Source organism: Brevundimonas albigilva (assembly GCF_023573565.1).
Classification (GTDB): Bacteria; Pseudomonadota; Alphaproteobacteria; order Caulobacterales; family Caulobacteraceae; genus Brevundimonas; species Brevundimonas albigilva.
In genome coordinates this window covers 2,500,509-2,523,525 of record NZ_CP097649.1, presented here as the reverse complement: position 1 = coordinate 2,523,525, position 23,017 = coordinate 2,500,509, and the positions used below count along the sequence as shown (strand labels likewise).

Sequence of the window (23,017 nt, the reverse complement as noted above, 5' to 3'; positions counted from 1 at the left end):
GGCGATCCCATCGGACCGCCGCCTCCAAGACACAATCGCTGATATGCGACCTTACAGGTCCAGCAGGGCGCGCTGCGGGTCTTCCAGCAGTTCCTTGACGCGGACCAGGAAGGTCACGGCTTCCTTGCCGTCGACGATGCGGTGGTCGTAGCTGAGCGCCAGGTACATCATCGGGCGAATCTTGACCTCGCCGTTGATGGCCATCGGGCGCTGGACGATGTTGTGCATCCCCAGGATGCCCGACTGCGGCGCGTTCAGGATCGGCGTCGACATCAGCGACCCATAGGTGCCGCCGTTGGTGATGGTGAAGGTGCCGCCCTGCAGCTGGTCCAGGCTGAGCGAGCCGTCGCGCGCGGCCTTGCCCAGGGCGGCGATGCCCTTCTCGATGCCCGCCAGATTCAGCGTGTCGGCGTCGCGAAGGACGGGCACGACCAGGCCCTTCTCGGTGCCGACGGCGATGCCGATGTCGTAGTGGTTCTTGTAGATGATGTCCGTGCCGTCGATCTCGGCGTTGACCGCCGGAATCTCGTGCAGGGCCGCGATGACCGCCTTGGTGAAGAAGGACATGAAGCCCAGCTTGACGCCGTGGCGCTTCTCGAAGGCGTCCTTGTACTGGCTGCGCAGGGCCATGACGTTGGTCATGTCCACCTCGTTGAAGGTGGTCAGCTGGGCGGCGGTGTTCTGCGATTCCTTCAGGCGACGGGCGATGGTCTGACGCAGGCGCGTCATCTTGACCCGCTCCTCGCGCGGCTGGTCGGCGCGGGGCGCGGCCGGGGCGGCGGCCGGGGCGGGCGTCGGCGACTGGCCGATAGCGGCGATGGCGTCGGCCTTGGTGATGTTGCCCTTGGGGCCGGTCGCGGCGATCGACTTCGGGTCCAGGTTGTTCTCGGCGACCACGCGCTGGACCGCCGGGGACAGGGTGTCGTTCCTGGCGCCCGAAACCTGGGCCGATCCCGTGTTGGCGGGGGCGGCGGCGTGGGCCTGGGCGGGGGCGGGGGCTGCGGCGGACGGCGCGGCGGCCGAGGCGTCGCCCGATGCGGCGACAGAGCCGATCTTCTGGCCCGGGGTCACCGTCGCGCCCTCGTCGGCGGCGATGGTCAGCACGCCATCGGCCGGGGCGGAGACCTCTACGGCGACCTTGTCGGTCTCGATCTCGACCAGCAGTTCGTCCTTCTTGACCGCTTCGCCGCTCTTCTTGAGCCACTTGCCCATCGAGCCCTCGGCCACGCTCTCGCCCATGGTCGGCACATTGATGTCGACGGTCTCGGACGCCGCAGCGGCCGGCTTGGCCTGCTTGGCAGGGGCGTCCTTGGCCGGGGCCGACTTGGCCGGCGCGGCGGCGCCGCCTTCGGAGACGGAGCCCAGGACGGCGCCCGGCGTCACCGTGTCGCCCTCGGCGGCCTTGATGTCGCCCAGCACGCCATCGGCCGGAGACACGACTTCCAGCGAGACCTTGTCGGTCTCCAGTTCGACCAGCAGTTCGTCCTTCTTGACCGGATCGCCGACCTTCTTGGTCCATTTGGCGATGGTGGCTTCGGTGACGGATTCACCGAGGGCGGGGGTCAGGATGTCGGCCATGTCGGGTCCAGCTGTCTTTCGGTCGGTCTTGCAGGCTTATCAGGCGAAGGCTTCGTTGGTGAAGGTCTCGAGTTCCTTCAGGTGCCGGCTCATCAGGCCGGCGGCGGTCGAGGCGGAGCCGGGACGGCCGACGTAGCGGGCGCGCTTGGCCGCCACGTCCAGCTTGTCCAGCGTCAGTTCGATCCACGGATCGACGAAGGTCCAGCCGCCCATGTTCTTGGGCTCTTCCTGGCACCAGACCACTTCCGCCTTGGGGAAGCGGGCCAGTTCCTTGCGCAGCGACTGGATCGGCCACGGATAGAACTGTTCCAGGCGCAGGATATAGACGTCGTCCACGGCCTGGCCGTCCTTGGCCTTCTTCTCGCGCGCGTCCAGCAGGTCGTAATAGACCTTGCCCGAGCACAGGATGACGCGGCGGATGTCCTTGTCCGCCTTGATCTTGATCCCGGCGATCTCGGGCCGCGTCTGGGCGTCGTCGTGCAGCACGCGGTGGAAGGACGAGCCCTCCGCCAGGTCGGCCAGGGCCGAGGTCGCCTTCTTGTGACGCAGCAGCGACTTGGGCGTCATCAGGATCAGCGGCTTCCTGAACGACCGGTGCATCTGGCGACGCAGGATGTGGAAGTAGTTGGCCGGGGTCGTGCAGTTGGCGACCTGCATGTTGTCTTCGGCGCAGGCCTGCAGGAAGCGCTCCAGGCGAGCCGAGGAGTGTTCCGGGCCCTGGCCCTCGTAGCCGTGGGGCAGCAGCATGGTCAGGCCGCTCATCCGCAGCCACTTGCGTTCGCCCGAACTGATGAACTGGTCGATCACCACCTGGGCGCCGTTCACGAAGTCGCCGAACTGGGCTTCCCACATCACCAGCGTGTTGGGGTCGGCCAGCGAGTATCCGTATTCGAAGCCCAGCACCGCCTCTTCCGACAGGGCCGAGTCGATGACCTCGAAGTTGGCCTGGCCCTCACGCAGGTTGTTCAGCGGGACGTAACGCTCCTCGGTCGTCTGGTCGATGACGCCCGAATGGCGCTGGGAGAAGGTGCCGCGCACGGAATCCTGGCCCGACAGGCGCACCGGGAAACCTTCGTCCAGCAGGCTGGCGAAGGCCAGGCTCTCGGCGGTGGCCCAGTCCAGGCCCTGGCCGGAGGCGATCGCCTCGCGCCGGCCGTCGATGACCCGCTTCAGCGTCTTGTGCATGTCGACGCTGTTGGGAATGGTCGTCAGCCGGTGGCCGAGGTCCTTCAGCGTCTCCAGCGGCACGGCGGTCTCGCCGCGCTGCTCTTCCTTCTGCGCCGCCAGCCCCTTCCACTGGCCGTCCAGCCAGTCGGCCTTGTCCGCCGACCAGGTCTTTCCGGCGTCGAACTGCTCGTCCAGGAAGGTCTCGAACCGCTCGATCTCGGCGTCGACCTCGGCCTGGGTCAGGACGCCCTGCTCGACCAGACGCTTGGAATAGATCTCGCGCGTCGACGGTTGCGCCTTGATCTTGGCGTACATGATCGGCTGGGTGAAGGTCGGATCGTCGCCCTCGTTGTGGCCGAAGCGGCGGTAGCAGAACATGTCCACCACCACGTCCTTGTTGAACTTCTGGCGGTATTCGGTGGCCACCTTGGCGGCGAACACCACAGCCTCCGGGTCGTCGCCGTTCACGTGGAAGATCGGCGCCTGGACCATCAGCGCCACGTCCGACGGATAGGGCGACGAGCGCGAGTTGCGCGGGCTGGTGGTGAAGCCGATCTGGTTGTTGATGACGAAGTGCAGGGTGCCGCCGGTGCGATAGCCCTTCAGCCCCATCAGGGCGAAACATTCGGCCACCACGCCCTGGCCGGCGAAGGCGGCGTCGCCGTGGATCAGCAGCGGCACGACCTTGGAGCGGTCCAGCGCCCACTGGCCTTCCGGCACGCCTTCGTTGGCCTCGCGGATGTCGAAGGCCTGCTTGGCGCGGGCCTTGCCCAGGACGACCGGGTTGACGATCTCCAGGTGCGACGGGTTGGCGGTCAGCGACAGGTGGACGTGGTTGCCGTCGAACTCGCGGTTCGAGCTGGCGCCCATGTGGTATTTGACGTCGCCCGACCCCTCGATGTCGCTGGGCACGGCCGAACCGCCCTGGAACTCGTGGAAGATGACCTTGTAGGGCTTGCCCATCACGGCGGCCAGCACGTTCAGGCGTCCGCGGTGGGCCATGCCCAGCACCACCTCGTCGACGCCCAGGGCGCCGCCGCGCTTGATGACCTGCTCCAGCGCCGGGACCATGGCCTCCCCGCCGTCCAGGCCGAACCGCTTGGTGCCGGGGAAGCGCTTGTGCAGGAACCTCTCGAACCCTTCGGCCTCGATCAGCTTGTTCAGGATGGCCAGCTTGCCTTCCTTGGTGAAGCCGTTCCGCTCGAACTTGTCCGGCCCTTCGAAGCGCTCCTGCAGCCAGGATTTCTCCTCCGGCTCGGCGATGTGCATGAACTGGATGCCGATGTTGCCGCAGTAGGTGCGCTTGAGGATGTCCAGCACCTCGCGGATCGTGCCGGTCTGAAGGCCAAGCACGCCGTCCAGGAAGATCGGCCGATCCAGGTCTGCGCCCGAGAAGCCGTAGAATTCCGGCGTCAGCTCCGGGTTCTCGATCGGCTGTTCGATGCCCAGCGGGTCGAGGTTCGCCTGCAGGTGGCCGCGCACGCGATAGGCGCGGATCAGCATCAGGGCGCGGATGGAATCGTGGGCGGCGGCGCGAACGTCGTCGACCGACACGGCGGCGCCGGCCGAGGCGGCCTGGGGCGCGGGCGCGGCGCCGGGCTTCTTCGGATCGGGCTTGGGGGCGGGCCAGCGGCCGTCGAACACCGCCGTCTGTTCGCTGGGCTCGGTGACGGCGGGACGGCCCCATCCGCCGGCGGCGGCCGAGGCCTTCACGCTGGCGGCGTTGTCGCGAAGCTGGTCGAAGAAGGTGCGCCACTCCGACGAGACCGAGCCGGGATCATTGGCCCACTTCTCGTGGAGCTCCTCGATATAGGCCGCGTTCGACCCGTAGAGGAAAGAGGTCTCGGCAAAGACCTGGTTCAGCCGACCCGCATCGTCCGCCATCGTTCTCGTCAGTCCCTTGGAGCCCTTCCGGACACATCTCCGTGAGGGCGCGCCCGTCATATAGGCGTCGTTTCTTCATGGGTCATGACCGAAACGGGGCAATTGGGTGAGAAATTGGTCGCAGGCGCAAAGAAAAACGCCCCCGGCGCGAACCGGGGGCGTTCCTGCCGGTCGGACCCGGCATTTTTGATGCGCGACGCGCGGAGGGCGCCCGATCGGGCCTCTTAGCCCTTCAGCACTTCAACCAGGGTCTTGCCCAGGCGCGCGGGCGAGGGCGAGACCTTGATGCCGGCCGATTCCATGGCCGCGATCTTGGATTCCGCATCGCCCTTGCCGCCCGAGACGACGGCGCCGGCGTGGCCCATGGTGCGGCCCTTGGGCGCCGTGCGGCCCGCGATGAAGCCGGCCATCGGCTTCTTGCGGCCCTTCTTGGCCTCGTCGATCAGGAACTGGGCGGCGTCTTCCTCGGCCGAGCCGCCGATCTCGCCGATCATGATGATGGACTCGGTCGCGTCGTCGGCCAGGAACATCTCCAGCACGTCGATGAACTCGGTGCCCTTGACCGGGTCGCCGCCGATGCCGACGGCCGTGGTCTGGCCCAGGCCCTCGTTGGTGGTCTGGAACACGGCCTCATAGGTCAGAGTGCCCGAACGCGAGACGATGCCGACGTTGCCCTTCTTGAAGATCGAGCCTGGCATGATGCCGATCTTGCACTCTTCCGGCGTCAGGATGCCCGGGCAGTTCGGGCCCAGCAGACGCGAGTTCGACTTGTCCAGGCGCGCCTTGACGCGGACCATGTCCAGCACCGGGATGCCTTCGGTGATGCAGACGATGAAGGGGATCTCGGCCTCGATGGCCTCGATGATGGCGTCCGCCGCGCCGGCCGGCGGGACATAGATGACCGAGGCGTCGGCGCCGGTGCGCTCCTTGCCCTCGGCGACCGAGGCGAAGATCGGCAGGGTCTCGCCCTTGGAGCCGGTCCAGGTCTCGCCGCCCTTCTTGGGGTGGATGCCGCCGACCATCTGCGTGCCGTAATAGGCCAGCGCCTGTTCGGTGTGGAAGGTGCCGGTCTTGCCGGTCAGGCCCTGGACCAGGACCTTGGTGTCTTTGTTGACGAGGATGGACATGGCGTCTCGCTTGTTGGTTAGGCGGGAAGGAAGGGGTTTTCGACGCGGACCGACCCGTAGGTCTGACCGTGGCTCAGGTCTTCGGAATACAGCACCTTGGCGCCCAGGCGCTCGGCGGCGGCGACGATCGCGCCGTCCCAATAGGAGAGCTGGTAGCGACGGGCGTTGTCGATCCCGGCCACGACCACCTCGGGCGTGATCGGCTGGCAGGGTTTCATGGCGACGACGCGCACCCACTCGCGGGCCTTGTCAGGCGACAGGGGCGTGGCGCTCTTGCGAATGGCGTTGTTGTAGAATTCGGCCAGCACCTGGCCGGAGGTGCAATAGTCCTCGGTCAGCACGATCTCGCGCGCGCGCTCCCACCGGTGACCGGCGTGGTCGCGGCCCAGGGCGGCGTACAGCAGCACGTTGGTGTCCAGGAAGACGTCAGAATTCGCGATCAAACCGGGGCTCGCCGCTGTAGGTTTCTTCTCGCGTGGGCGGACGCCAGCCCTCGCCGCCACGGCCTTCCGACTCGTCGATCAGCTTCAGCAGGGCCTCGCGCGCCTCGTCCTTCGACTGTTCCTCGGCGACCAGCCGGGTCAGGAAGCCGCGCACCATCTCGTTGACGCTGGTCCGTTTCATAGCCGCCAGCACCCGCACCTTGTCGAGGAGGTCGTCGTCGATGGCGAGAGTCAGGTTGCGGGTCACACGTCCGATTTACACGGGTTATGTGGAGCACGCAATCCGTGGACGCATCGGCGGTCGGAGCACGAGGCGCCCGTCAAGGCGTCGGAGCGACGGTTCTCGTCCAGGTAACCTCCATCGTGTTCTGGCGCCGTCGGTACTGACCCTCGATCTGATCGCCATCCCTGCTCCACCAGGCCGTCTGAAAGTCGGCATCGGGATCACGTCGGACAATCGGCCTATTCAGGGTCATGCCCAGCCGGTCCTCGGCGACCTCGCGCAGAGGGTCCCGCCACCCTTCCTGCAAGACACCTGACACGCGACAGATCACGGCCCCGGGATAGCTCACGGAGACCACCGATCCCGTGCCGCTGCTTGAAGCGCTGCCAGCCGAATAGGAGAAGAGATAGATCGTGCTAGAGCCGACGGCGTAGGCGTCGGCCCAGTCGACCCTGTCCGAAACCTGACCCTCGGCGACCGGGACCTGCGGCCAATCGCGTGTGTCAGCGATACGCCGCAACGCCGCGCGATCTCCGGCGATCAAGGCGCAGGAGTCCGCGAACACGGCCACGACCGGGGGCGCAGCCTGGACTTCGCCGGTCGGTGCGCCGGCGGCGATGACCAGCATCGCCGCCTGACTGATCATCAGCCGACCGCCTTCACGATCTTCTGGGCGGCGTCGTCCAGGTCGTCGGCGGCCTGGATGGTCAGGCCGGACTCGTTCAGGATTTTCTTGCCCAGTTCGGCGTTGGTGCCTTCCAGGCGCACGACCAGCGGCACCTTCAGACCGACTTCCTTGACCGCGGCCACCACGCCCTCGGCGATGACGTCGCAGCGCATGATGCCGCCGAAGATGTTGACCAGGATGCCCTCGACCTTGGGGTCGGCGGTGATGATCTTGAAGGCCGCCGCGACCTTGTCCTTGCCGGCGCCGCCGCCGACATCGCAGAAGTTGGCCGGCTCCTTGCCGTACAGCTTGATGATGTCCATCGTCGCCATGGCCAAGCCAGCCCCATTGACCATGCAGCCGATGTTGCCGTCCAGGGCGACATAGGCCAGGTCCCACTTGGAGGCCTCGATCTCCTTGGCGTCCTCTTCGGTCTCGTCGCGCAGTTCCTTCATGTCGTCGTGGCGGAACAGGGCGTTGCCGTCGAAGCTGACCTTGGCGTCCAGGACGCGCAGGTGGCCGTCGGTCATGACGATCAGCGGGTTCACTTCCAGCAGGGCCATGTCCTTGTCGACGAACGCCTTGTAGAGCGCCGGGAACAGGGTCTTGGCGTCCTCGGCCGCCGGGCCTGTCAGGCCGTAGGTCGAGACGATCTTGGCCACGTCGGCGTCGGTCACGCCCGTTTCCGGGTCGATGGCGACGGTGATGATCTTTTCGGGCGTGTCGTGGGCGACGGCCTCGATGTCCATGCCGCCCTCGGTCGAGACGACGAAGGCCACGCGGCCGACCGAGCGATCGACCAGCAGCGAGCAGTACAGCTCACGGTCGATGTCGGCGCCGTCCTCGATGTAGAGGCGGTTGACCTGCTTGCCGGCGTCGCCCGTCTGGGCGGTGACCAGGGTGTTGCCCAGCATTTCCTTGGCGTGGGCGACGACCTCTTCGATCGACTTGGCCAGGCGAACGCCGCCCTTGGCGTCGGCGCCCAGTTCCTTGAACTTGCCCTTGCCGCGCCCGCCGGCGTGGATCTGGGACTTCACGACATAGAGCGGACCCGGCAGCTGCTTGGCGGCGGCCTCGGCCTGATCGGCCGAGGTGATGGCCACGCCCTGGGCGACCGGGGCGCCAAAGCCCTTCAAGACCTGCTTGGCCTGATATTCGTGAATGTTCATGGGGGACCACCGCAACCGCTGCTGGGAAAGTTGCGGGGCTTATAGGCCCCCCGCATTCGCAGGTGCAACAGGGGGCGGTCGCGACTCTAGTCGACCCAGTCCTTCTTTAGCGTGCGCGAGGCTCCGATCAGCAGGGCCGAGGCCAGCAGATAGAAGCCCATACCGGTGTAGATGGCCCAGCGCAGGCTCTCGTCCCCGAAGGTGGGACGAAGCAGGTCCGACATCCAGCCGAAGTAGAAAATGCCCACGGCGATGCCGAGCAGGTTGTTGATCAGCAGGAACAGGGCCGAGGCGGTGGTGCGCATATTGGCCGGGACCAGATGCTGGACCGAGGCGGTGATCGGCCCCAGCCACGCCAGGTTCAGCCCCGTGGGGATCAGGAAGATGACGAAGGCCAGAGTCAGGGCGGCGGCGCCATTGGCGTCCCCGCCCGGCAGGACGGCGCCGATGATCGCGCCCGAGTTCATCGCCAGCAGGAAGCAGGGCACGGAAATCAGGAAGGCGATGGCCGGCACCAGCGGATAGGCCCCGCGCGAGGCCCGGCCCAGCCGGTCGGCGACGGCGCCGCCCAGCCAGATGCCGGTCAGACCGCCGACCAGGGCGATGCCGGAATAATACCAGGCCGTCTCGGCCAGGGTCAGGCCGAAGCTGCGCTGGAAGAAGCTGGGCAGCCAGGCGGCGACGCCGTAGCCGCAGACCGACGAAGCCGCCGCGCCGAACGACAGCAGCCAGAAGCTGGGCTTGGGCAGCAGGGTCTTCAGCACCTGGCCGAACGGCGGGGCCTTGGGCGGCGCGGCGACCATGTTGGCGACGGGGGCGGGCGCCGCGGTCTCGACCGGGACGGGCTCGTCCATGCCGCCGCGCTTGGGATCGCGCACGGTCAGGCGCAGCAGCGGCGCGGCCAGGACGCCCAGCAGGCCGACCACGATGAAGGCGGTCCGCCAGCCGTAGGTCGCCGCCAGCAGGCCGCCGACCAGGGTGCCCGCCGCCGTGCCGATGGGAATGCCGAAGGCGTAGGCCGCCAGCGCCCGCGCGCGCTGCGACTTGGGGAAATAGTCGGCGATCAGCGAATACGCCGGGGCCACGCCGCCCGCCTCGCCCACGCCGACGCCCATGCGGCACAGGAACAGCTGGCCGAACGATCCCGCCGCGCCGCACAGGGCGGTGAAACCGCTCCAGACCGTCAGGGCCGCGGTCATGATCCAGACGCGGCTGAACCGGTCGGCCAGCCAGGCGATGGGGATGGCCAGGGTGGAGTAGAGCAGGGCGAACGCCAGGCCGCCCATCAGGCCGAACTGGGCGTCGGTCAGGCCGAACTCGGCCTTCAGCGGCGTGGCCAGGATGCCGACGATCTGCCGGTCCAGGAAGTTCAGCATATAGACGAAGATCAGGACCGCCAGGACATAGTAGCGGTAGCCCGAGGCGGGCGCGGCCTCGCGCGACGGTGCGGTCGTCATCGGCGTTTCCCTTCGATCATTCGTGCGATCGTTCTTGTCTTGTCGGGGGCGAGGCTAGCCATAAGCCTCGCCGGAAAGCAAAGGGCGGCGGCCTTGCGACCGCCGCCCCCATGTCGTTGCGCGTCGGGTCAGAACTTGACCGTCAGGCGGGCCGAATAGGTCGTCGGCGGACCGTAGAAGGCGCTGATCGAGTTGTTGTAGGTCGCGCCGGGGAAGCTGTAGGCGCCGACCCGGTAGCGGACGTCGGTCAGGTTGCGGCCGAACAGCCCGATCTCCCAGCGCTCGCTGGGCGCGGTCCAGATCACGCTGGCGTCGGCCAGGACATAGCCGTCCTGGTCCAGGATCGGATCGGGAATATCGAACAGATGGTAGTCCGACCGATAGGACAGCGACGGCGTGACCCGCAGTTCGCCGCCCATGATGTCGCCACGCCAGGTCATGCCGTAATAGGCCGACCATTCCGGAGAGTTCTGGGGCTCGCGCGTGTCGGAGATGTCGACCGGCGTACCGGTGACCAGGGTGATGAACTCGTCGAACTCGTTCTTCAGATAGCCGACCGAGAAGTTGGCGGTGATGTCGTCGGTCAGGAAGGCCGATCCCTCCAGCTCGAAGCCGTAGATGGTCGAGGCGCCGACGTTGTCGACCACCGAGGCGATGCCGACGGCGGGCGGGGTCGCCACCTGCTGGGTCGTGATCTGCTGGTCCTGATAGTCGGAATAGAAGACCGCGGACGCGAACGACAGGCGCCGGTCGAAGGCCGAACCCTTCAGGCCCAGTTCATAGGCGGTGACCGTCTCGGGCTGATAGCCATTGACCGTCTGGGGCACCAGGGCGGCGTCGCCGCGCATATCCCAGCCGCCCGACTTGAAGCCCTGGCTGACCGAGGCGTAACCCGTGATCTGGTCCGAGAAGTCGTACGAGAGGCTGGCGCGCGGCGTGAACTTCTCGAAGGTGTCCGATGCCGTGTAGTCCGTGCGAACCGCGAACACCGGGCGGTCAACGCCGCCGGTGAACGGCGTGCGCGTGGCGCCCAGGTAGAACAGGCGCAGGACCGAAGCGTCCTTGTCATCCTTGGTGTAGCGGCCGCCCAGCGACAGATGCAGTCGGTCGGTCAGATCGTAGCTGAAGTCGGCGAACGCCGAGAAGGATTGGGTGTCGACCGAACCGGCGGCGGCGATCGACAGGCCCAGGTTGCCGGCGATGGTGTCGAAGGCGCCCGACGAGGTGCCGTCCAGATAGAACAGACCGGCCACGCCCGACCAGCGGTCGCCGGTGAACAGGGCCTGGAATTCCTGGGTGAACTGGTCGTCGGAATAGATGGCCGGGATGTCCAGGGTCGGGTTCGGCGTCTCGTCGAAGTCGATGATCGTCTGGGTGTCGCCCGAACGATAGGCGGTGATCGACTTCAGGGTCAGCCAGTCGTTGACGCGGTATTCGCCGGTCAGCGACACGCCTTCGGTGACGACCTTCTGCTCGCCCGTGATGCCGGCGTAGGTGTCGTATTCGCTGGCCGGCGGCGTCCACAGGCCGTCGGTGGAGATGACCTCGCGGTGGCCGTGACGGGGGGCGGAATCGTCTTCCACGCGATCCCAGGCCAGGCGGAAGAACAGGTCGTCGCTGGGCGTCCACTCCGCGCTGGCGCGATAGGCCATCACGTCCTTGTCGTACTGGTCCTCGCCGGTGAACAGGTTCTCGCCGTAGCCGTCGTGATTGTAGCTGGCGACGGCGGCGCCGATGGCGAAGGTGTCGCCCACGGGAAGGGAACCCGACAGCAGGAAGTTGTGCTCGTCATAGCTGCCGAACTCGGCCCGCGCCGTCAGGTTGGGGTCTCGGTCCAGGCGCTTGGTGACGTATTTGATCGCGCCGCCGATGGTGTTGCGGCCGTACAGGGTGCCCTGCGGCCCGCGCAGCACCTCGATGCGCGAGATGTCGAACACGTCCAGCACCGCGCCCTGCGGGCGCGCGACATAGACGTCGTCGATATAGAGGCCGACGCCGGGTTCGAAGCCCCACAGCGGATCCTGCTGGCCCACGCCGCGGATGAAGCTGATCAGGGTGGAGTTGGAGCCGCGCGCCACCTGCACCGTGGCGTTGGGCGTCTGCTGTTGCAGCGCCGTGATGTCGACCGCCCCGGTCTGCTCCAGGCGCTCGGCGCTCAGGGCCGAGACGGCGACCGGCACGTCCTTCAACTGCTCGTCGCGGCGACGGGCGGTGACGACGATGTCCTCGACCGTGGCCGTGGACTGATCCGCATTGGCCGCCTGGGCGGCCGCTTCGGCGTCCTGGGCGGCCGAAGCCCCCGCGAGCACGCCCCATGCCGCGCCGGCCAGCAGCGCGCACTTCACATGACGATTCATGGTCCTAAACCCCTTTGTCGTTTCCAGCCCGTTGACGCTTTTATTCAGCGTTCAATGATTTTCCCGAACGTGACCCGCTTTCGCGTCCCTGTCAAACCTTTGCGGTGAAGCGGCGTCAGGTCCTGCGGGCGGCGTGGCGCCGTTGCACCGGACGCGGCCCCCGCCTAAGCCTGTGGCATGAGCAAGCCGGACGCCGCCATCGCCGCCCGCCCCGTCGCCGCCGCCCGCCGCAAGGCCGCCGCGGGCGCGGCGCCCGCCCGCCGGGGACGTCCGCCCAAGGCCCAGGCCAAGGCCGCCGGGGAGACCCGCGACCTGATCCTGGACGCGGCCGAGGACCTGTTCTCCAAGCATGGCTTCTATGGCGTCACCATCCGCGAGGTGGCGCGCGAGGCGGGCGTCGACACCGCCCTGGTCCACTACTATTTCGGCGCCAAGCGCGACCTGTTCGATGCGGTCTTCCTGCGCCGGGCCGAGGTGTGGAACAGCGAGCGCGTCGACGCCGTGAACCGTTACGCCGAACAGGCCGGTTCGGACATGACGCTGGAGGGATTGCTGGACGCCTTCCTGCGCCCCCCGTTCGAATGGTCGCTGAAGGGCGGGCCGGGATGGAAGCACTACGCGGCCCTGGTGGCCCAGGCCAACGCCAATCCCACCTTCGGCGGCGAGACGATGGCGCGCTATTTCGACCCGGCGGTGCGGCGCCTGATCGAGCTGATCCGCCAGGTCCTGCCGGGCGCGCGGGAAGTCGATCTGTACTGGGCCTATCACAACCTTTCGGGCGCCCTGACCCTGACGCTGGGCGAGACGGGGCGTCTGGACCGGTTGTCGAACGGCCTGTGCCGTTCGGGCGATCTGGAAAGCGCCGGCGACTACATGGTCCGCTTCGCCGCCGCGGGCTTCCGCGCCGTCTGCGCGCCCGGGAGCGATCGCCCTTGAGCCTGGCGGAGCGGCTGCGGCTGAAGGACATGGCGCGGGGGCTGGCCACGGCCGCGGCGGGCGGCCTGCTGCTGGCGCTGACCGGGGCCTTCGAGACCGGGCGCGTGCCGCTGGGGCTGCGGCTGTCCTACTGGATTCCCGTCATGGTGGGGGGCGGGCTGTGGGGCCACGCCTGCTCGTTGATGCTGGACCGGATCGTCGCGCTGGACGAGCGGCCCTGGCTGTCGGTGGTCCTGTTGACGGCGGTGATCTCGGGTCCGCTGTCGGTGGTCGTCTGGGCGGTGACGGGGCCGGCGCTGAACGGGGGCATGATGCCCCTGTCGCACCTGCCGATGATCGCCTTCTATGTGGTGACGATCACCGCCGCCATCAGCGCCGTCAACGTCTTCGTCACGCGCGCGCGTCCGGTCCAGACCCATGCGCCGGGTCCGGTCGACCGGACCGCATCGCGCTTTCCGGAGCGTCTTCCCGCCCGGTTGAGGGGGGCCGCGATCCGGGCGGTCCAGGCCGAGGATCACTATCTGCGCATCCACACCGACCGAGGGTCGGACCTGATCCTGATGCGGCTGTCCGACGCCCTGGAGGAGCTGCAGGGTCTTGAGGGCGCGCAGACGCACCGCAGCTGGTGGGTCGCGCGCGAGGCGGTGCGCGACGTGGCGCGCAGCGACGGTCGTGCTGTTCTGACGCTGGAGGGCGGCCTGACGGCGCCGGTCAGCCGCCGCTACGCCCGGGCCCTGCGCGCCGCCGGCTGGTACTGAGGCTCAGCCCGCCGCCGGTTCGACGACCGGACCGGACTCGCCGCCGGCCATGATGGCGGCGGTGGACGCCGCGCAGCCGTTCAGCGTCTGGTCGCCGATCTCGACCCGCGCCGTCAGCGGATAGGTGCGGTCGCTCATCCCGTCCGAACATTCGGTGGCGATCAGGCTGACGTTCAGCGGCTGGTTCAGGCTGGTCGTGGTGGTGAAGGTCGCCACCGTGCCCTGCACCGTCACCCCGCGGTTGGGCGCGCGCTGCTCGGGCTGGTCCATGCGGGTGTAGATCAGGGCGTCCGGCGTGATCTCGACGCTCCAGAAGGGCTCGGTTCCCAGGACGCGCACCGGTCTCGACAGGTCCACGCCGCCCAGTTCGGCCGACGTCTCCGGCGCCGGCGCGGGCTTGGGCGCGTTCTCCTGCCGGTCGTAGCATCCGGCCAGGGTCAAGCCGGCCAGGACCAGGCCCACCAGGGTCAGGGTCGGCGGCAGGGCGCGGGCGCGCTTGCGAAGCGTGATCGGGGGCATGGCGAGGTCCTCTCTCAGACCCGCAGGTGTGCAGCCCGCCGGCCTCGGTCAAGGGCGCCGGCTGCGCTATGGTCGCCCCATGTCGATTCGTCCGACCGTATTCGAGTTCTTCGCCGGCGGCGGCCTGGCGGGTCTGGGGCTGGACGGCGCCGGCATGGGCGGGATGGATGTCGCCTTCGCCAACGACATGGATTCCATGAAGTCCGCGGCCTTTCGGGCCAACCATCCCGGCACGGCCTTCCGCCAGGGCGACATCTGGGCGCTGACGGCGGCGGACCTGCCCGGGCGGCCGGATCTGTGCTGGGCGTCCTCGCCCTGTCAGGACGTCAGCCTGGCCGGCGCGCGCGGCGGGCTGGAAGCGGGTCGGTCGGGCGCCTTCTGGGGTTTCTGGAAACTGATCCAGGAGTTGCAGGCCCAGGGGCGGGGTCCGCGCGTCATCGTGCTGGAGAACGTCATCGGCCTGCTGACCTCGGGCCAGGGCCGCGACTTCGCCGCCGTGTGCGCCGCCATGGTCCAGGCCGGCTATCGCGTCGGCGCCTTGGAGATGGACGCGGCGCTGTGGCTGCCGCAATCGCGGCCTCGATTGTTCGTGGTCGCCGTGCAAGGCGAGGCGCCGCAGGCCGCCGGACCGATCGCGCCCTTTCACAGTCCCCGCGTGGTCGCCGCGCACGACCGGCTGCCCGAGGCGGTGCGCGCGGCGTGGGCCTGGTGGTCCTTGCCCACGCCGCCCCGGCGCAATCTGGATCTCGCCGCCGTTCTGGAGCCGGACGAAACGGCGGGCTGGCTGGACGACCCGGAGGCTGTGCTGTCCCTGGCCGCGCCGCTGCACCGGGCGCGGATCGCCGCCGCCGTCGCGTCGGGACAGCGCCGGGTCGGGGCCGCCTATCGTCGCGTGCGGGTGGAGAACGGCCTCAAGGTCCAGCGGCTGGAAGTGCGGTTCGACGGCCTGGCCGGCTGCTTGCGCACGCCGGCCGGCGGCTCGTCGCGACAGTATGTCGTGGTCTGCGACCAGGGGCGGGCGCGGGTGCGCCGCCTGACGGGGCGTGAAGCGGCGCGGCTGATGGGGGTGTCGGACGACTATCGCCTGCCGTCCAGCGAAAGCGCCACACTGAAGCTGATGGGCGACGCCGTCGCCGTGCCGGTGGTCCGGGCCCTGGCCCAGGGGCTGCTGCTGCCCGCCCTTCAGGCGAGCCGCGCCGCGGCTTGATCGGCCGTCAGTCGTCCTCGCGGCCGGGATCCAGGCGGTTGTCCACGCGGTCGTCCCACCCCTCGCGGTTCGACTTGAAGGCCAGGGCCATCAGGACCCAGGTCAGCAGCACCGTGCCGACGACGCCCAGGGTCAAGGCGATCCAGCCGTGCAGCGTCAGGTCGCCGCCGCCCATCAGCGACCAGGCGACGTTCAGCAAGGCGGTCGCGACGGCGGCGACGAACCCCGCCAGCAACAGCGCCAGCAGAAGGCGGACGATCCGGTCACGCCCGGGACCGCGCATCGGATCGGCCTAGCGCTGGACCCACTGGCCCTGGGGGTTGCGATACCACTGGCCGGACTGGATGCGCGGCAACAGTTGGCTTTCGAACATCCGGGCCCCGGCGACGTCGGCGCTGGTGCCGGCGTCGGCGGCGCTGCGGGCGTAGGCGGCGCGACGGCCGCTGTTGGTGGCGTCCACGGCCGCGCGCAGGGCGGCGTCCGAAGACGAGGAGCGGAAGCCGAGGTAGCCGTCGGCCTGTTCGCCGACCACGCCCTGGGCCTTGGCCTGGTCGATCATCGACTTCTGGGCGGCGGTCTGGGCCACGGCGGCGCCGGCCACGCCCAGCGCGGCGACGGCGGCCCCGATCACGAAGAGCTTGCGGAAGGTCATGTCAGCCTGTCCTTTCAAAAGAGCGAGGCGATCAGAAGAGGTTCGGATTTTCCTGGAGCAGTTGCTGCAACTCCTGATCCAGGCGAACGCGAACGTCGGCGTCCAGTTTCGCATAGATCTGGATCGGCGCGACTTCCAGACGGATGGTGGGGGCGCAGGCCGAGACGGCGACGACCGCCGCTCCAAGGCCGAGGCCGGCCAACTGCCGCTTGGTGATCATGGCGAAGGCTCCGTTCGGCCAAGGTTGAAGGATGTTCTAGCACGTCCGGCGGTGAACGGCGGCTGAATGATGGCGACGTCCGTCATGGGCGGCTGGCGTCTTCCTCGGCCTGGCCCTGGCGGGCGCGGTTGACCGCCATCAGGTCGCCGATCAGTTGGTTCAGGTTCAGCGTCGTGTCCAGCGTCAGGTCGATGCCGGTGTCGGACGGCAAGGGCAGGGTGCGGTTCAGGAAGCGCCGGCTGATCAGGTCGCTGATCGTCAGGCGCAGCTCCTGCCGCTGGGGCGGATCGTGGCGGCCCCGGATGTGGAACAGCACGGCCATGCGGTCGTCGTCGCGGCTGTTGACGTCGGCGGTCAGCACCTCGAACGCCAGGTTCTCCATCGCCTGGTAGGCCAGGTCCTCGACCATGCCGGGCGGCACGGCGTCGCCTCCGCCGCCCGCGTCCACATCGGTCAGCACCTCCCGGCTGATCGACAGCCGACCCGGCTGGACCGCGACCAGCGATCCGCCGACGACCTTGAAGCCGGTCCTGGGGTCGGAGGTGAAGGGCAGGCGGCCGGAGACCAGGGCGTCCAGCTTGACCTTGTCTCCGAAGCCGGAATCGGAAACCACCTGGCCCAGTGGCACGCGGTCCAGCACCACTACGCCGCTGTATGGCTGCGTCGAGTCCAGCGGGATCGAAAGCGGCTCGACGGAGACGAAGCCGCCCGCCGCCGCCACGCGCGCCCCGGCGACCTCCAGGGCCGTCGGCGTCAGCGAGAAGGTCAGGTCCAGGGCCGTCGCGTCGGTCGCCGTGTCCAGCCGGTCGATCGTCAAGTGCTGATCCGGCGCCGTGACCAGCGGCGTCAGGCTGGTCAGGACGATGTCGCCCTTCAAGCCTTCGATCGGTCCCGCCGGGCTGACGAAGTCCAGACCGGGCACGGTCAGGCGGCCGCTCGAGGTCGGTTCGGCGTCCTTGGTCCAGTCGAAGCGCCCCTCGAAGCCGACCGATCCCGTCACCGGCGACTGGACGAAGTCGTCCAGCAGGGGCGACAGGTCCGACGGTTGAAGCCCGTGTTCGGCGAAGACGATCTGGGGGGTGTGGATGCTCAATCCCCCCGCGCCGGTGCGGCCGTCGTGCGCCAGGGCCAGGTCGCCCAACGCCGCGCCCGCGCGGCTCAGGTCGAAGGCGCCGGTCCAGCGTTCGCCCGCCAGGCGCGCCTGGCCCCGCGCCGTGAGCGGATGGAAGCGCCGCGGGTCGGTCGCGTCGACGACGCGGGCGTCGCCCACGGTCGCCGTCAGGCCGATCCCCGCGGGGCCGCCGTCCACCGCGACCTGGCCGGCCACCTGTTCGAACCGCATTCCCAGGAACGGCGCCTGGGCCTGCGCCTCCTGGAAGGCGCCGCGCACGCGCCAGACGCCTTCGCGCGAGGCGAACAGGGGGCCGTCCTGCGGGCATAGCCGGCCGGCGATCTGGTGGACGTCGTTCTCGTCCAGCTCCAGCCGGTCGACGGTCAGCCCGATGCAACCCTGCGGCGCATAGGTCAGGGTTCCGTCCGTCAGGGCCAGCCGGCCCGCCGTCCGCGCCTTGACGCCGCGCGCCAGGTCGAAATCGAGCGCGGCGCGGCCGTCCAGTCGCGCCTCGAAGCCGCCGGGCGTCAGGCGCCATTCCGGCACGGCGACGTCCAGTTCGGGCAGGCCGCGCCCGCGCGTCGCCTTCAGCGCCAGGGCGCCGCCGCCCAGGCGGCCCGGTTCGGCCTGATAGACGGCCTGTCCCGACGGGCTCACCGTCAAGGCGCCGCCGTTCATCGGCCGAAGAACGGCGGGCCGGGCCAGGTTGACGCGCGTGCCCTCGCTGCCGGTCTCGATGGCGAAGGCCGGGGCGTCGAGAGCGAAGGCCCCCAGCGCCCGCTTGATCTCCGCCAGGTCCGGCAGGTCGTCGCCCGCGACCGGCCCGAACAGCGGCCACGACGCCTCCGCGGACCGCAGGCCGCCGGTCAGCCCGATCCGCATCGCTCCGTCCTGGACGAGGTCCAGCGCCATCCGGCCCCGGGCCTGGCGCAGGGTCAGGTCGGCGAAGCCCAGCGCGTCGAAGGCGACGTCGGCCTGGCCGGTCGCCTCCACGGCCGCGCCGCGTCCGCCCAGGCTCAGGTCGCCGATGCGGATGTCGGCGCCGCGCGCCTGGGCCTCTCCGCTCCGGGCGGAGGCCGCGGTCAGCCGGAGCGGCGTGTCCACGCTCCAACGCAGGTCGTCGTCGCGGGCCACCACCAGGCGGCCGCCATCGGCCTGGGCGGCCAGGCGGGCGACACGGAGGTCCAGCCCCTCGACGGTCTCGGCCTTGAGGTCGAGGTCCTGGCGGCCCTCGATGCGGAAGGTCTCCAGCCACCCGGCGGTCCGCCCGTCGAAGCGCCAGGCGACATCGGCCCGGCGGGCCTGAAGACCCGTTGGGCCCAGGCTGTCGGCGGTCAGCCGGGCGTCCAGGATCGCCCGGCCGTCGCCGCGGCGCGTCTTCAGGTCCGGATAGGGCAGGTCGCCCTGCAGCGTCAGCCGCGCTGTCCGGCCGGCCGCCGCCGGAGCGTCGAAGGCCGCCGCCGTCGCCGCAAGGGTCACGGCCACGCGGTCGCCGCGCGTGGCCAGGTCGATGCGCCCGCCCAGGCCCTGCGCCTGGATGTCGCCGCTCTTCAGCGCGGGCGCGGCCACGTCCGCGGCCAGGCGCATCAGCTTGCCGTCGTCCAGGCGCGCATCGCCGCGCACGGTGATCTGTCCGTATTCGGTCTGGACGCGGGCGCGGCCGTCCTCGACGATGACCACGGGCGCGCGGGAATCCGGGCGCGGCGGCTGTCCCGTGAACTCCTTCAGGACCGGATCCAGCGCGCCCAGCGACAGCTTTCCGTCACGCCAGGCGGCGCGCACCACGGGGCGCACCAGCCGGATGCGGCTGGGCGTGACGCCCAGGCCGGCGCGGGACCACGGCAGGCCGACCGCATAGTCGACCTCGACCCGTTCCACGGTCACGTCGGGGTTGGCCGGATCGCCGATGCGGATACGGCCGACGAAGCCGTCCAGCTCTATCCGCTCCACCTCGACCTCGGCCGGAACGCCGCGCTGGTCCAGCCAGCCCACCAGCGCCTGCCGCGCCGCCGCGCGGCGGTTCAGGTAAAGGGCGGCCAGCGCCACCGCCGCGATGATCAGCACGACCAGCAAGGTCGCGCCGGCCCGCCGCGCCAGGCGCGCCGAGCGGGGCGAGGGCGGACGCCCGGGGGCGGGCTTCGGATCGGCCGGGGCGTCGGTCAAGCGATTGGCGTCAAGCGAGAGGTGAGAACTGAGACAGAATCGATGTCGCCCGAGGTCAGCACAAGATCGATATCCAGGCGTGCGAACACCATCCGGCGGGCATGCGTTGCAGCCAAGCTGGGCGACAAGAGGGCGGGAATGTCAACAAGCGCGGCGCGCACGCCCCTCATGTTCTCTAACGTGTTCTCTGAACCGTCGGCGCGAAAAGTGAAACGTTTACAGAAGATGTCGGCCCGTTAACCATTTGTAACGGACTGTCTTCCCAAACTGGTACAGGCGGGCTATAGGGCTTGCCTTCGCGTCCGGGGCCTTGGGCGCGAGCCTTCGCTGCAGTACGCTTTGGCGCCCTAGGGGCGTCGCCAACAGACGGGGAACGATGGCTCAGTTCGACCCACGCCGGCAGCACATGCGCCTTGCGCCGCACATGCTGACCGCGGTCGCCGCCATATCGGTGGCTCTGTTCGCCGGACGCGCTTATCAACCCGCCCAGGCGGAAGAGGTTTCGCCTCTGTCCGCCACCCAGATCGCCGCGCTGGAGGCCGAAGCCTTCGCCGCCGCTGGATCGCCCGCCGGCCTGACCGCCCCCGAGGCCGTTCCCGTTCAGATTCGTCGCGGCGAGACCTTCGAGCAGGCCGTGCGCCGCACCGGCGTCGCCGCCGAGGAAGCCAGCGCCGTCGCCGCCACCATCGCCAACGCCTTCGACCTGACCGAGCTTCGCGCCGGCCTTCGGTTCGAGACGGCCATCGCCAAGCCCAGGGACGGTTGGGGCGACGCCCGCCTGATCGGCCTGACCATGCGGACCGGCCCGGCCAGCCAGTTGACGGTGTCGCGCAGCTTCGACGGCGCGCTTCGCCTGCGCTCGCTGGAGGAAAAGGTCACCCACGAGACCGTCGTGCTGAAGGGCGACGTGGAGCGCTCGCTGTCGGCCAGCGCCCGCGAACTTGGCGCGACCGCCTCCATCGTGCGCGCCGCCAGCCGCCTGTTCGCCACCAAGTTCGATCTCCAGCGCGACATCCGCGCCTCGGACGAGTTCACCCTGGTGTTCGACCGCGACGTCACCGAGGCCGGCCGCACGGTCGGCGTCGGCGACCTGATGTACGCCGAACTCAAGGGCCGGACCTTCTACCGCTTCCGTCCCGCCGGCGCGAAGGAAGACCAGTTCTTCGACGAGAACGGCAAGAACCTGCGCTCGGCCATGATGCGCACGCCGCTGCAGAGCTTCCGCCGCATCAGCTCCAGCTTCGGCGTTCGCACGCACCCGATCTCGGGCTTCCGCAAGATGCACCAGGGCATCGACTTCGCGGCCGGCTCCGGCACGCCGGTGGTCGCGCCGGCGGACGGCGTGGTCGTCGAGGCCCGTCGTTGGGGCGGCTACGGCAACTGGCTGCGCATTCGCCACGCCAACGGCCTGGAAAGCGGCTACGGCCACCTCTCGCGTTATGGCTCGGGCATCCGCGCCGGCCAGCGCGTCAGCCAGGGCCAGGTTGTCGCTTACGTCGGCTCGACCGGCGCCTCGACAGGCCCGCACCTTCACTATGAAATCTGGCGCAACGGCCAGCGGATCAATCCGGCGGGCATCCGCACCCAGGAGGGCACGGAACTGACCGGCGCTGACCTGGCCGCCTTCCGCGCCGAAAAGAGCCGCATCGACCGCATCATCGCCTCGGGCGGCCAGCGCCGGCCTGCGATCCAGCAGGCGTCGGCCGCCGGCCTGCGCGCCGCCAGCGCCTGATCGTCATCCCACCAGCCTGGGGAGGCCCCGGCCCTGGTCGGGGCAGGACAGGCCGTGGACCTGCACGTCCGCCTCTCCGAACCTGAGACCCAGCAGGTCGAAGACCGGGTTCAGCAGGGCGTCCAGCGCCGGCCCGATCGGCGCCAGCAGGCCGCCCAGCGCCCGCGTCAGCCCTCCCAGATCGAGCGGCAGGTTCAGCACGCGGGGCGTCAGCTCCAGCCGTTGCAGCAGCGAGGCGATCAGACTGTCGGCCAGATGGCGGGAGGCGACGGTCTTGACCGCGCCGGCGTCGATCTCGGCGCGGTCGAACCGTAGAGCCTTGAAGCGCGTGTCCGCCGCCTCGATGTCGGCCTTGGCGTCGAGCACGACCAGGCCAAGCAGGGACAGGATCGTGGCGGGCTGCGGGTTCAGCGGGCGCTTGAAATCATCCAGGCGGCTTTCGTCCACCACGCCGACCATGGCGCGCGCCAGGCCGGGGCGCACCCCCACCTCGACCGCCTCGTTCGGCCGGCACGACAGGGCGTTCAGTCGCGCCTCCGACGCGGCGAGCTCCACCAGGATCGGCAGGTCCACCTGCGCCAGGCCGGCCAGCTTGGCCGACGTCCTAAGGCGGATGTAGAGGCGCGTCTGCGCCGTGCGGATGATCGGAGCCCCCGTCCCGGTGACGGTCAGCCAGGGCGAGCGATTGGGGCGCTCCCCGATCGCCAGGCGGGTCTTCAGATCGGCCACGCCGAGCGGCGCGTCCAGCTTCAGCGCCATCTGCCGGTCGCCGGCGCCGACCTCCAGCATGGCGGTGATCAGGTCCAGCGCCGAGACCTCCGCGTCCAGACCGGCGCGCAGTCCGTCCGGGGCCTGGGCGTCGACCCCAATCAGGCGCCCAAGGGGCACCTTGACCCCCGCCGCCGCGCCGGTGAGCTTGCCCAGCGCGCCGCCGTCCCGGCCGCCCGCCAGCGCGTCCAGGACGCCCAGCGCGGTTCCTGCGTCCACCGTGGTCCCCAGCAGGGCGTCGTAATCTCCAGCAGTCACGCCCAGGCGCGTGGCCAGGGCGTCGGTGAAGGCCAGCAGATTGACGTCCAGGTCCGCCACGGCGCGGTAGTCCATGAGGCTGAGCGACACCTGGCTGCCGGTCAGGCCGGTCAGCAGTTGGTTGGCCACGCCGCCATCCAGCCGCGCCAGGCGCGAGCCCAGGCTGAACATGGCCTTGGGGCTGTCGGAAATCGCCGCCGTCGCGTCACGGGCGACGACGACCCGGTCGCGGCCCATCAGCCACCGGCTGAAGAACAGCGGCGCGGGCGCCGTCAGCGTCACGCGGGCCGCGTTGGGTTCGCCGCCGCCCGCGTTGAAGCGGTTCTCGGGCGCCACGGCCTTGTCGGGCGTGTAGCGGCCGATCGCGGTCTCCACCGACAGAGGACCGCGCGCGACATTGGCCTGGGCCGTGGCCTGCGCGGCGGCGGCCGCTCCGTCCAGATTTCCGGCCGCGGCCAGGGCGGCCAGGTCGGCGGCCCCCTGAAGCCGCCGCGCGTGCAGCGCCAGGCCGCCGAGGTCGATCGCCATGGCCGCGACCAGGGCGAGCAAGGCCAGGCCCGCCGCCGCCGTCACCCCGACCGCGCCGCGTCGATCCGTCAGCAGCTTCCGCGCGCGGATCAC

General features: G+C 69.6%; 19 protein-coding genes. 4 read left to right on the top strand and 15 right to left on the bottom strand.

Features of this window, described 5'->3' with window-relative positions; translation table 11 throughout:
* Positions 1-51: 51 nt before the first annotated feature.
* The 9 genes from odhB to M8231_RS12480 form a co-directional block, all read right to left on the bottom strand.
* A complete protein-coding gene (gene odhB / locus M8231_RS12520; protein ID WP_250201576.1) occupies positions 52-1,578 on the bottom strand; it encodes a 2-oxoglutarate dehydrogenase complex dihydrolipoyllysine-residue succinyltransferase in 1,527 nt (508 codons plus the stop codon).
* Positions 1,579-1,617: 39 nt separating this feature from the next.
* Positions 1,618-4,629 (bottom strand): 2-oxoglutarate dehydrogenase E1 component, encoded by a 3,012-nt coding sequence (locus M8231_RS12515; RefSeq protein ID WP_250201575.1) that lies wholly within the window; start codon positions 4,627-4,629, stop codon positions 1,618-1,620.
* 224 nt (positions 4,630-4,853) lie between these two features.
* The gene (gene sucD, locus M8231_RS12510) at positions 4,854-5,756 is read right to left on the bottom strand and encodes a succinate--CoA ligase subunit alpha (RefSeq protein WP_250201574.1); all 903 of its coding nucleotides are present in this window, start codon (positions 5,754-5,756) and stop codon (positions 4,854-4,856) included.
* Between the two features lie 17 nt (positions 5,757-5,773).
* A complete protein-coding gene (locus M8231_RS12505; RefSeq protein ID WP_250201573.1) occupies positions 5,774-6,199 on the bottom strand; it encodes a PIN domain-containing protein in 426 nt (141 codons plus the stop codon).
* The gene (locus M8231_RS12500; RefSeq protein ID WP_250201572.1) at positions 6,183-6,446 is read right to left on the bottom strand and encodes a ribbon-helix-helix protein, CopG family; all 264 of its coding nucleotides are present in this window, start codon (positions 6,444-6,446) and stop codon (positions 6,183-6,185) included. Before M8231_RS12500 ends, M8231_RS12505 begins: the two co-directional genes overlap by 17 nt.
* A gap of 73 nt (positions 6,447-6,519) precedes the next feature.
* The gene (locus M8231_RS12495) at positions 6,520-7,068 is read right to left on the bottom strand and encodes a hypothetical protein (protein WP_249749666.1); all 549 of its coding nucleotides are present in this window, start codon (positions 7,066-7,068) and stop codon (positions 6,520-6,522) included.
* Positions 7,068-8,258 (bottom strand): ADP-forming succinate--CoA ligase subunit beta, encoded by a 1,191-nt coding sequence (gene sucC / locus M8231_RS12490; RefSeq protein WP_249749667.1) that lies wholly within the window; start codon positions 8,256-8,258, stop codon positions 7,068-7,070. Before sucC ends, M8231_RS12495 begins: the two co-directional genes overlap by 1 nt.
* 86 nt (positions 8,259-8,344) lie before the next feature.
* On the bottom strand, positions 8,345-9,715 hold the full coding sequence (locus tag M8231_RS12485; protein ID WP_249749668.1) for a spinster family MFS transporter: 1,371 nt from the start codon (positions 9,713-9,715) through the stop codon (positions 8,345-8,347).
* A 128-nt stretch (positions 9,716-9,843) separates the two neighbouring features.
* Positions 9,844-12,072 carry a TonB-dependent receptor gene (locus tag M8231_RS12480; protein WP_249749669.1) on the bottom strand — a complete coding sequence of 743 codons (2,229 nt, stop codon included), beginning with the start codon at positions 12,070-12,072 and terminating at the stop codon, positions 9,844-9,846.
* A 177-nt stretch (positions 12,073-12,249) separates the two neighbouring features.
* Between M8231_RS12480 and M8231_RS12475 the strand changes: the two genes are divergently transcribed.
* Positions 12,250-13,008, top strand: a complete 759-nt coding sequence (locus tag M8231_RS12475) for a TetR/AcrR family transcriptional regulator (RefSeq protein WP_249749670.1) — start codon at positions 12,250-12,252, stop codon at positions 13,006-13,008.
* Positions 13,005-13,766 carry a LytTR family DNA-binding domain-containing protein gene (locus M8231_RS12470; protein ID WP_250201571.1) on the top strand — a complete coding sequence of 254 codons (762 nt, stop codon included), beginning with the start codon at positions 13,005-13,007 and terminating at the stop codon, positions 13,764-13,766. The genes M8231_RS12475 and M8231_RS12470 overlap by 4 nt, the downstream gene beginning before the upstream one ends.
* 3 nt (positions 13,767-13,769) lie before the next feature.
* On the opposite strand, the gene M8231_RS12465 is transcribed toward M8231_RS12470, so the two are convergent.
* Positions 13,770-14,285: a COG3650 family protein gene (locus M8231_RS12465; RefSeq protein WP_249749671.1), complete on the bottom strand. Its 516-nt coding sequence runs from the start codon at positions 14,283-14,285 to the stop codon at positions 13,770-13,772.
* Positions 14,286-14,364: 79 nt separating this feature from the next.
* On the opposite strand from M8231_RS12465, the gene M8231_RS12460 reads away from it, so the two are divergent.
* Positions 14,365-15,492, top strand: coding sequence for a DNA cytosine methyltransferase (locus tag M8231_RS12460; RefSeq protein ID WP_249749672.1), 1,128 nt, complete (start codon positions 14,365-14,367; stop codon positions 15,490-15,492).
* Positions 15,493-15,499: 7 nt separating this feature from the next.
* On the opposite strand, the gene M8231_RS12455 is transcribed toward M8231_RS12460, so the two are convergent.
* The 4 genes from M8231_RS12455 to M8231_RS12440 all read right to left on the bottom strand — a co-directional run bounded on the left by M8231_RS12455 (position 15,500) and on the right by M8231_RS12440 (position 19,638).
* Positions 15,500-15,775 (bottom strand): hypothetical protein, encoded by a 276-nt coding sequence (locus M8231_RS12455; protein WP_250201570.1) that lies wholly within the window; start codon positions 15,773-15,775, stop codon positions 15,500-15,502.
* 9 nt (positions 15,776-15,784) lie between these two features.
* Entirely contained in the window at positions 15,785-16,144 is a 360-nt protein-coding gene (locus tag M8231_RS12450) for a DUF1318 domain-containing protein (protein ID WP_250201569.1), read from the bottom strand.
* 31 nt (positions 16,145-16,175) lie between these two features.
* Entirely contained in the window at positions 16,176-16,364 is a 189-nt protein-coding gene (locus M8231_RS12445) for a YnbE family lipoprotein (protein ID WP_250201568.1), read from the bottom strand.
* Positions 16,365-16,446: 82 nt separating this feature from the next.
* Positions 16,447-19,638: an intermembrane phospholipid transport protein YdbH family protein gene (locus M8231_RS12440; RefSeq protein ID WP_250201567.1), complete on the bottom strand. Its 3,192-nt coding sequence runs from the start codon at positions 19,636-19,638 to the stop codon at positions 16,447-16,449.
* Positions 19,639-20,014: 376 nt separating this feature from the next.
* Here M8231_RS12440 and M8231_RS12435 point away from each other — a divergent pair, with 376 nt between their 5' ends.
* Positions 20,015-21,370, top strand: a complete 1,356-nt coding sequence (locus M8231_RS12435; RefSeq protein ID WP_284150790.1) for a M23 family metallopeptidase — start codon at positions 20,015-20,017, stop codon at positions 21,368-21,370.
* Positions 21,371-21,373: 3 nt separating this feature from the next.
* Here the strand turns inward: M8231_RS12435 and M8231_RS12430 are convergent, their stop codons facing one another.
* Complete coding sequence (locus M8231_RS12430; protein ID WP_250201566.1) at positions 21,374-23,017, bottom strand: TadG family pilus assembly protein; 1,644 nt, start codon at positions 23,015-23,017, stop codon at positions 21,374-21,376.

Coding starts and splice junctions, on each gene's coding strand:
- odhB (WP_250201576.1), bottom strand. CDS start 1,578: ATGGCCGACATCCTGACCCCCGCCCTCGGTGAATCCGTCACCGAAGCC.
- M8231_RS12515 (WP_250201575.1), bottom strand. CDS start 4,629: ATGGCGGACGATGCGGGTCGGCTGAACCAGGTCTTTGCCGAGACCTCT.
- sucD (WP_250201574.1), bottom strand. CDS start 5,756: ATGTCCATCCTCGTCAACAAAGACACCAAGGTCCTGGTCCAGGGCCTG.
- M8231_RS12495 (WP_249749666.1), bottom strand. CDS start 7,068: ATGATCAGTCAGGCGGCGATGCTGGTCATCGCCGCCGGCGCACCGACC.
- sucC (WP_249749667.1), bottom strand. CDS start 8,258: ATGAACATTCACGAATATCAGGCCAAGCAGGTCTTGAAGGGCTTTGGC.
- M8231_RS12485 (WP_249749668.1), bottom strand. CDS start 9,715: ATGACGACCGCACCGTCGCGCGAGGCCGCGCCCGCCTCGGGCTACCGC.
- M8231_RS12480 (WP_249749669.1), bottom strand. CDS start 12,072: ATGAATCGTCATGTGAAGTGCGCGCTGCTGGCCGGCGCGGCATGGGGC.
- M8231_RS12475 (WP_249749670.1), top strand. CDS start 12,250: ATGAGCAAGCCGGACGCCGCCATCGCCGCCCGCCCCGTCGCCGCCGCC.
- M8231_RS12465 (WP_249749671.1), bottom strand. CDS start 14,285: ATGCCCCCGATCACGCTTCGCAAGCGCGCCCGCGCCCTGCCGCCGACC.
- M8231_RS12460 (WP_249749672.1), top strand. CDS start 14,365: ATGTCGATTCGTCCGACCGTATTCGAGTTCTTCGCCGGCGGCGGCCTG.
- M8231_RS12455 (WP_250201570.1), bottom strand. CDS start 15,775: ATGCGCGGTCCCGGGCGTGACCGGATCGTCCGCCTTCTGCTGGCGCTG.
- M8231_RS12450 (WP_250201569.1), bottom strand. CDS start 16,144: ATGACCTTCCGCAAGCTCTTCGTGATCGGGGCCGCCGTCGCCGCGCTG.
- M8231_RS12445 (WP_250201568.1), bottom strand. CDS start 16,364: ATGATCACCAAGCGGCAGTTGGCCGGCCTCGGCCTTGGAGCGGCGGTC.
- M8231_RS12435 (WP_284150790.1), top strand. CDS start 20,015: ATGGCTCAGTTCGACCCACGCCGGCAGCACATGCGCCTTGCGCCGCAC.